Source organism: Mesorhizobium sp. M4A.F.Ca.ET.090.04.2.1, from assembly GCF_003999085.1.
GTDB lineage: Bacteria > Pseudomonadota > Alphaproteobacteria > Rhizobiales > Rhizobiaceae > Mesorhizobium.
In genome coordinates, this window is sequence record NZ_RZOT01000270.1 from 1 (window position 1) to 7878 (window position 7878).

The 7878-nt window shown below is 61.8% G+C and carries 8 protein-coding genes; 7 read left to right on the top strand and 1 reads right to left on the bottom strand.

Annotated features, from left to right (window positions below; translation table 11 throughout):
• Positions 1 to 187: hypothetical protein (locus EN781_RS34830; RefSeq protein WP_210213484.1), on the bottom strand; the 187-nt coding region annotated here is incomplete at its 3' end.
• A gap of 260 nt (positions 188 to 447) precedes the next feature.
• Between EN781_RS34830 and EN781_RS19175 the strand changes: the two genes are divergently transcribed.
• The 7 genes from EN781_RS19175 to trbJ all read left to right on the top strand — a co-directional run bounded on the left by EN781_RS19175 (position 448) and on the right by trbJ (position 7732).
• Positions 448 to 2478: a conjugal transfer protein TraG gene (locus EN781_RS19175; protein ID WP_126038548.1), complete on the top strand. Its 2031-nt coding sequence runs from the start codon at positions 448 to 450 to the stop codon at positions 2476 to 2478.
• 116 nt (positions 2479 to 2594) lie between these two features.
• Positions 2595 to 3008: a CopG family transcriptional regulator gene (locus tag EN781_RS19180; protein ID WP_029354930.1), complete on the top strand. Its 414-nt coding sequence runs from the start codon at positions 2595 to 2597 to the stop codon at positions 3006 to 3008.
• On the top strand, positions 3005 to 3973 hold the full coding sequence (trbB, locus tag EN781_RS19185) for a P-type conjugative transfer ATPase TrbB (protein ID WP_091595797.1): 969 nt from the start codon (positions 3005 to 3007) through the stop codon (positions 3971 to 3973). Before EN781_RS19180 ends, trbB begins: the two co-directional genes overlap by 4 nt.
• Positions 3974 to 3985: 12 nt before the next feature.
• Positions 3986 to 4294 (top strand): TrbC/VirB2 family protein, encoded by a 309-nt coding sequence (locus tag EN781_RS19190; RefSeq protein WP_024502851.1) that lies wholly within the window; start codon positions 3986 to 3988, stop codon positions 4292 to 4294.
• Positions 4294 to 4566, top strand: coding sequence for a VirB3 family type IV secretion system protein (locus EN781_RS19195; RefSeq protein WP_024502852.1), 273 nt, complete (start codon positions 4294 to 4296; stop codon positions 4564 to 4566). The genes EN781_RS19190 and EN781_RS19195 overlap by 1 nt, the downstream gene beginning before the upstream one ends.
• Positions 4560 to 7010 carry a conjugal transfer protein TrbE gene (trbE, locus tag EN781_RS19200; protein WP_029354937.1) on the top strand — a complete coding sequence of 817 codons (2451 nt, stop codon included), beginning with the start codon at positions 4560 to 4562 and terminating at the stop codon, positions 7008 to 7010. The genes EN781_RS19195 and trbE overlap by 7 nt, the downstream gene beginning before the upstream one ends.
• On the top strand, positions 7007 to 7732 hold the full coding sequence (trbJ, locus tag EN781_RS19205) for a P-type conjugative transfer protein TrbJ (protein ID WP_091595793.1): 726 nt from the start codon (positions 7007 to 7009) through the stop codon (positions 7730 to 7732). The genes trbE and trbJ overlap by 4 nt, the downstream gene beginning before the upstream one ends.
• The last annotated feature ends 146 nt before the right edge of the window (positions 7733 to 7878 follow it).

Consider the following 7878-nt stretch of genomic DNA (forward strand, 5'->3'; position numbering starts at 1 on the left):
GCCTGCCTCCCCACCAATGATGGCGTTCCAGCCAGGGGAACTGCGGCAGCTGTTGGAGGATGAACCCGCTTCCCCACCGATGATGGCGTTCGAGCCAGGGGAACTGCGGCAACTGTTGGAAGACGAGCCTGCCTCCACTTGGGCACAAATCAATTCGACCCCACATGCGCGAGCGGACGGTGTTCATCAGCCAGCCCAGGCGCCGTGGCTCCCTGAACGCAGAAGATAACTTTGCGGAGGAGCGGTCACGCAACTGTCGGCGGCGCCGGGCCTCAGGGTGAATGGAAAGGATGGAGTGGCGGATGGTGTCGCGTGAAGGCGCAACACGCGTGCTGACCGACCTGATACGTAGGAAGTCGTTCATTGCTCCCAAATCGTATGTGAGGAACATTCCTGTCCCGGCTGCGCCGCGCGATGCTAGGTCGCGTTGTTCAGCGGGCCAAGCCGATGACACCTACGAAGCTACTGATCGGGCAGATCGCCGTTGTGTGCGCAATTGTCATTATCGGCGTATGGACGGCAACCCAATGGTGCGCTCAAATGCTGACCTACCAGACGCCTCTCGGCGCACCATGGTTTCTCTTCGCCGGCTGGCCAATCTACAAGCCGTGGAAGCTGTTTGAATGGTGGTTCCACTTCGATGCTTATGCGCCGGAGGTCTTCGACAAAGCCGGTACGCTTGCAGGCGCCAGCGGATTCCTGGGCTGTGCCGCCGCAATCGCTGGCTCGCTTTTGCGCGCGCGACAGCGCGGGTCGGTTACGACCTATGGGTCTTCACGGTGGGCCACGACTCATGAGGTCGAGACGGCAGGGTTGTTACGGCCGGCGGGCGTTTTCCTCGGTAGGCTGAACGATCGCTATCTGCGCCATGACGGCCCGGAGCACGTCATGGCATTTGCGCCGACGCGTTCGGGCAAGGGCGTGGGGCTGGTTGTTCCAACGCTACTTTCCTGGACCGGGTCTGCCATCATTCATGATATAAAAGGCGAAAATTGGCAGTTGACCTCCGGCTGGCGGTCGAAATTCTCGTACTGCCTTCTGTTCAATCCGACCGACCCGAGATCGGCACGCTACAACCCGCTGCTGGAGGTACGCAAAGGCCCAGATGAGATCCGAGACGTTCAAAACATCGCCGACATCCTCGTCGATCCCGAGGGCGCGCTGGAGCGACGGAACCACTGGGAGAAGACCAGCCATTCACTCCTAGTTGGCGCCATTTTGCACGTGCTCTACGCTGAAGAGGAAAAGACGCTGGCCCGCGTCGCCACCTTCCTGTCGGACCCGCAACGCTCGTTTGCCGCAACGCTACAGCGGATGACGACGACAAACCATCTCGGGACGGGGCATAACCCTCAGGTCCATCCCGTAGTGGCCTCGGCGGCTCGCGAACTCCTGAACAAGTCGGAGAACGAGCGCTCAGGCGTCCTCTCGACCGCCATGTCCTTTCTCGGGCTTTATCGTGATCCAACGGTCGCGACGGCCACTTCGTCCTGCGACTGGCGCATCGCTGACCTAGTGGATGGAGAGCGACCGCTGTCGCTCTATCTGGTCGTGCCGCCTTCGGATATCTCGCGCACCAAGCCTTTGGTGCGACTGATCTTGAACCAGATCGGCAGGCGGTTGACGGAGCGCCTGGAGGGGGACCCGAAGAAGAGCCGTAAGCATCAACTGCTCATGATGCTGGACGAGTTTCCGGCGCTCGGTCGCCTCGACTTCTTCGAGACGGCGCTCGCCTTCATGGCAGGTTATGGCATTCGCTCCTATCTGATCGCACAATCTTTGAACCAGGTTTCAAAGGCCTATGGCGAGAACAATGCTATTCTCGACAATTGCCACGTGCGAATTGCCTTTTCCTCCAATGACGAACGCACGGCCAAGCGCATCTCGGATGCCCTCGGCACCGCAACCGAACTTAGGTCGATGCGCAACTATGCGGGCCATCGGCTTGCGCCCTGGCTTTCGCATGTCATGGTGAGCCGCCAGGAAACCGCGCGCCCGCTCCTGACGCCAGGCGAGGTGATGCAATTGCCGCCGTCAGACGAATTGGTCCTGGTTTCTGGGTTGCCGCCGATCCGCGCCAAGAAGCTGCGCTATTATCAGGATCAGAATTTCACAGACCGGGTGCTGCCTGCGCCGGTGCTGCGCGACGGTCCCTATGCGGACTGCCCTGCATCACGCCCGGACGGCTGGACTGGACAAGTGTGCAGCGTCGATAGCCGACTTGCTGCGGACGACGAAAGCGCCGACGCGCCAGTTGAAGACGAGGGAGGCGTTCAGCAGCAACGCCATCCAAGCCTGCCCGTAGAAGACGTTGTTGTCTCTCAAGAGCCCGATCAGGCCGATCTGTTGAAGCCCGCAGACGATGACAGCGAAGCGCTCGCGGACAAGCGTGTCATGGATCGGATTTCCACTGCGGCCCGCGCCTACGGTATCAACGAGGGCAGGGGCGACGACAAGGATGTCATTCCCGGCTTCTGAAGTCCGCTGAGTTGCAGAGCGCATCTCAGCGTAGATAACGGCCATAAGCAATTTTGAGCGTCTGGCCGATCCTTCTCCCGTCGCCGGCGCAACGCCGGGCCGTCGGAACGAGCCGCATGAAGCCCCACCGCATTCGCCATCAGTTTCTGCTTGAGCCGGAGCTCAGCGAGAAACTGGACAACCTCAGTCGCGATCCGTCAACGACCAAATCAGCGATCGTGGCGAAGGCGGTCGAGGCGTTCATCGAGCGGCGTGGCGAGAACGAGTTCGATCGGCGCTACGGCGTAAGGCTTGACCGGCTCTCCCGCGACCTTGCCCACGTCAGGCGCGATGCCGAGGTGATCCTGGAGAGTCTGGCGCTCTTCATCCGCTTTTCGATCACGCTTCATGCCCACACGCCTGTGCCGGACAGGGCGACCCAGGCGATTGCCCAGGAGCGTTTTGACAAATTCGTTGAGCAGGTCGGCCGCCAGATCGCTTCCGGCAAAAGGTCGCTTAGCAAAGACAATGGTGGGGGAGGGGAAGGATGAGCTCTCATCCCGAGGCCGACCACCGGCGGCGTGTCATGCTGCGCACCGCCCTGGGTCCGGCAATCACCGAAGCCCTTGCCGATCCGTCCGTCATCGAGGTGATGGTCAATCCCGACGGTGCGCTGCGGCTCGACCGGCTGGGCGAGGGCCGAGTCAATACGGGCGTGCATCTGCACCCGTCCGAGGCGGAACGCATCATCCGCCTGGTCGCCTCCCATGTGCGGGTCGAGGCGCACGCGGACAATCCGATTGTCAGTGCCGAACTGCCGTCGGGCGAGCGCTTCGAGGGTCTGCTGCCGCCGGTCGTGCTCGCGCCATGCTTTGCCATCCGTAAACCAGCGGCAAAGCTCTACACGCTGGCCGACTATGTCGCGGACCGGATCATGCTGCCGCTGCAGGTCGATGTGCTCAAGAGGGCAGTCCGCGAGCGGCGCAACATCCTGGTCGCCGGCGGCACGTCTTCGGGCAAGACAACCCTTGCCAATGCGCTGCTGGCGGAGGTCGCAGAATGCGACGAGCGGGTGATCCTCATCGAGGACACGCGCGAACTGCAGTGCGCGGCCAGGGACTGCGTTGCCCTGAGAACGAGGCGGGGCTCGGTCACCCTTGCCGATCTCGTGCGCTCAACGCTGCGGCTCAGGCCCGACCGCATCATCGTCGGCGAAGTAAGAGGTGCGGAAGCACTCGACATGCTGAAGGCATGGAACACCGGGCACCCCGGCGGCATCGCCACGGTTCACGCCAATTCGGCGCGCTCCGCACTCTACCGTATCGAGCAGCTCGCACAGGAAGCAGTCGTCACCGTTCCCCGCCGCCTCATCGCCGATGCCGTCGACCTGCTCGTCTTCATCGCCGGCCGCGGCTCGTCGCGCCACATCGACGCAATCGCCGAGGTCACCGGTCTCGACGGCAGCGGCGATTACGCCGTTGCCCCGCTCACGCTTTCGCAACTCCAGCAGCTTTGAAAGGCCTTCCTCATGCGCAAGAAGCTTCGCTTTCTTTCGTCCACAGCGCTCGCGTTTCTTATCACGGCCCCCGTTTATGCGGCCGGCTCCGGCATGCCGTGGGAGCAGCCGCTGCAGCAGATCCTGGAGTCGGTGCAGGGACCGGTCGCCAAGATCGTTGCGGTGATCATCATTATCACCACCGGCCTGACGCTTGCCTTCGGCGACACCGCCGGTGGTTTTCGGCGCCTGATTCAGATCGTCTTCGGTCTGTCGATCGCCTTCGCGGCATCGAGCTTCTTCCTCTCCTTCTTCTCCTTCGGTGGTGGGGCGCTCGTCTGATGGCCGCCGGGGAGCAGCATATCGAGGGCTTCGCAGTACCGGTCCACCGGGCGCTGACCGAGCCGATCCTGCTCGGCGGGGCTCCGCGCGCGGTGGCGATCCTCAACGGTACAGTGGCCGCGGCCATTGGCTTCGGCTTGCAGCAATGGATTGCTGGTCTGGTGCTTTGGATCGCGGGCCACTCGTTAGCGGTCTTTGCCGCAAGACGCGATCCGGACTTCGCCAGCGTGCTTGTGCGCCACCTTCGTCTGAAGGGGTGGCTTGCATGCTGAACCTTTCGGAATATCGAAGCAAAGCCGACCGGCTTGCCGACCATCTACCCTGGGCTGCCTTGGTGGCGCCCGGCATCGTGCTCAACAAGGACGGCAGCTTTCAGCGGACGTTGCGGTTCCGCGGCCCGGATCTCGAAAGTGCGACGGAGGCTGAACTCGTCGGCATTTGCGGCCGGGCGAACAATGCTCTCAGACGCCTTGGCTCTGGCTGGGCATTGTTCTTTGAGGCCGAGCGCATAGAAGCGCTGGGCTATCCGAACTCGCATTTTCCTGACGCCGCGTCGTGGCTGGTCGACGAAGAACGCCGCGCTGCTTTCGAGGGGAAGGTAGCGCACTACGAGAGCCGCTATCATGTGACCTTAGTGTTTATGCCACCGCCCGACGCCCAGGCGCGCGCGGAAAGCGCGCTCGTCGACTCTCATTATTCCCAAGGAGAAAGAGACTGGCGCCAGGATCTGGCGAGGTTCCGTGACGAGACCAACCGCGTGCTCGATCTCTTCTCGGGCTTCATGCCCGAAGTACGCGTCCTCGATGATGCTCAGACGTTGACCTATCTCCACGGCACGATTTCGCCTCGACGCCATCCTATCATGGTCCCGGAAACGCCGATATATCTGGATGCCATCCTGGTCGATGCGCCGCTTGCCGGTGGCCTGGAGCCGATGCTGGGTGAGCAGCATCTTCGCACACTGACCATCCTCGGCTTTCCGAACCTCACCCGGCCCGGGATTCTCGATGCCCTCAATCATCAGGATTTCGCCTATCGCTGGATGACGCGCTTCATTCCGCTCGAGAAAACGGAAGCCACGAAGACGCTGACGCGGTTGCGCCGGCAGTGGTTTGCCAAGCGCAAATCGATCGTGGCAATCCTACGCGAGGTCATTACCAACGAGCCGGTCCCGCTTGTCGACAGCGATGCCGACAACAAGGCGCTCGATGCCGACGAAGCCCTTCAGGCATTGGGCGGCGATCATGTGAGCTTCGGCTATCTCACCACGACCGTGACGGTGTGGGGCGAGGATCGCCAAGCCGCTGCAGAGAAGCTTCGCGCGGTCGAGCGCATCATCAATGGGATCGGTTTCACCACGATCCGAGAAGGCGTCAATGCGGTCGAGGCTTGGCTCGGCTCATTGCCTGGCCATGTCTACGCTAACGTTCGCCAACCGCTCGTTCATACTTTGAACCTTGCCCATCTCATGCCGCTGTCGTCGGTTTGGGCCGGTCCTGCGACAAACGAGTATCTCGCGAAAGTCACCCAAACCGAAGCGCCACCGCTTCTCGTTGCCGAGACCAGCGGGTCGACACCGTTTCGGCTTTCCACCCACGTCGAAGATGTCGGCCACATGCTGGCTGTTGGTCCGACCGGCGCCGGCAAGTCGGTTCTGCTTGCTCTGATTGCTCTGCAGTTCAGGCGCTATGCCGGCGCCCAGGTTTATGTCTTCGACAAAGGCAATTCGGCCCGTGCTGCAACACTTGCCATGGGTGGAGAACACCACGCGCTAGGAGCGGACGGTTCCCTTGCCTTTCAGCCACTGCGCAGCATCAACGACCAGGCTAGCCGAAGCTGGGCGGCCGAATGGATCGCCAGCCTTATTGCCCACGAGAACGTCACCGTCACGCCGGAGGTGAAGGAGGCTATCTGGTCAGCGCTGGCCAGCCTTGCCACCGCGCCGGCGCAGGAACGCACACTGACCGGCCTTTCGGTCCTGCTTCAATCCAATGCGCTGAAGTCCGCATTGATGCCCTACACGCTCGACGGTCCCTTCGGCCGCCTGCTCGATGCCGATCATGATGGGCTGGCCTTGTCGGATGTGCAGTGTTTCGAGACCGAGGAGCTGATGCACAGCCAAGGCGCTTTGCTGCCGGTGCTTACCTATCTGTTCCAGCGACTTGAGGAACGGTTCGACGGACGGCCCACGCTGATCATGCTCGACGAGGCGTGGGTCTATCTCGACAATCCGCTGTTCGCCGCCCGCATCCGCGAATGGCTGAAGGTGCTGCGAAAGAAGAACGTGTCGGTTGTCTTCGCTACGCAGTCGCTGGCTGATATCGCGGGCTCTGCCATAGCGCCGGCAATCATCGAAAGCTGCCCGCAGCGCATTTTCCTTCCCAATGATCGTGCCGTGGAACCCCAGGCGCGCACAGCCTACGAACGCTTCGGTTTAAGCGAGCGGCAGATCGAATTGATCGCCCGCGCCACGCCGAAGCGTCAGTATTATCTGCAATCGCGCCGCGGCAACCGTCTGTTCGAGCTCGGGCTTGGCCCCATCGCTCTTGCGCTTTGCGGTGCTTCCGATCCGGCCACGCAGACTCTGATCGACAGGATCCTGTCCGAAGACGGGCAAGGCAGCTTTGCCTCGCAGTTCCTGATCGCGCGCGGCCTCGATTGGGCCGGCGAACTTCTCAAGCAATTCCCTCAACCAGACAAGGAGCAATTAGCATGATGCGGCGACGCCTTCTCTCCGGCCTGATCACCGTTTCCCTGATCGCCAAGCCTATGGCCGACTATGTGCAGCCCGCCTACGCCCTTATCGTGTTCGATCCGTCCAATTATGCGCAGAACGTGCTGACGGCCGCGCGCGCCCTGGAGCAGATCAACAACCAGATCCAGTCGCTGCAGAATCAGGCGACCATGCTGCAGAACATGGCGCGCAATCTTCAGCGTCTGGATTTCTCTTCCGTTGGCCAACTCACCGGTTCGCTCCATCGCATCGACGGCTTGATGGACCAGGCGAGTGGCCTCAGCTTTGATCTGGGCAAGCTTCAAGACCAGTGGCGCAGCCAATATCCGGAAAGCTACGACGCCACGATCAAGGTCAGCGATGTGGCGAGTGCTGCGCGCGAGCGTTGGCAAAGCGCCATGCAGGCGTTCCGCCAGACCATGGGGGTCCAGTCGCAAATCGTCGAGAACGTCCGCGCCGACGGCGATCTGCTCGCCGATCTCGTCAACCGCAGCCAAGGGGCGGCCGGTGCGCTTCAGGCAAGCCAGGCCACCAACCAGCTGATAGCGCTTTCGACAAAGCAGCAGATGCAGATCCAGACGCTGCTCGCAACGCAGTTTCGAGCTGAGGCCGAGGATGCCGCCCGCAAGGCCCAGTCAGAGGAAGCCGCCCGCGAGATGACGAAGCGATTCTTGGGTACCGGCTCGGCTTATCCCGGCAATTAATCACGAGTTCATCACGACGAGGAAGGCAGCGGCATGAACGACCTTGGCGTCATCGATCGCTTCATGGAGACCTTCATCCGCTACATCGACAGCGGGTTCGGTCTGCTCTCGGGCGACGTCGCCTTCCTCACTACCATTCTGACTGT